This window comes from Salinisphaera sp. SWV1 (genome assembly GCF_052044155.1).
GTDB lineage: Bacteria > Pseudomonadota > Gammaproteobacteria > Nevskiales > Salinisphaeraceae > Salinisphaera.
The window spans coordinates 1-588 of the sequence record NZ_JBQDYE010000147.1 but is presented as its reverse complement, the minus strand read 5'-3'; the positions used below and the strand labels follow the sequence as shown (position 1 = coordinate 588).

1 protein-coding gene is annotated in these 588 nt (G+C 42.2%); it reads right to left on the bottom strand.

The features are described from left to right. A partial coding sequence (locus ACS8YF_RS19925) for a fimbria/pilus outer membrane usher protein (RefSeq protein ID WP_440851810.1) occupies positions 1-588 on the bottom strand: 588 nt, incomplete at both ends.

Here is a 588-nt window from a genome sequence, read left to right as displayed (position 1 = left end):
TGAAAAGTAATAGTACAGAATAAATTCTGTTCATCATTGAGAGCAACTTTTATGCCAGTTGGAATTTCATCTACGCGAATAAAAAGGCGACTACCCTGGCCAACGACTCCAATATTGTTTTCCTGGAGATCCAGTACGTCATAGCCAAAGGTTAATGGCGAACCATCGGGACGCAGTGCCTGTATATACCAAGGCTTACGTTGGTCAGTTGTAAACTGCACATAAGAAACTGCTCCACGGTAAGGCGCAATAATTTGACGATTGCCCTGCAATTCTGTTTCACTTTCACTGTTTGCTATATCAAGTACCAGATGGTTTTCACGATGAGGTATAATCGGGTCGTAAACAACCTGGCCTTTGCTGTTTGTTCGGTTGTATTTTTGTCCATTAATATGCGCGCCTTCTAATCCAGGCGCATCCAGAATTGCAAATGTATCGGATAACTGGTTAGTGATATTAATACCACCGGACCAGACAACTAATCCACTACTAATACTTCCACCACTTTGCCAGGCGTTTTTAGAATGACTATAGCTGCCATCTATTATGGCGATGGGAGTTCTCCAGCTTAAATTCGTACCAAGAGAT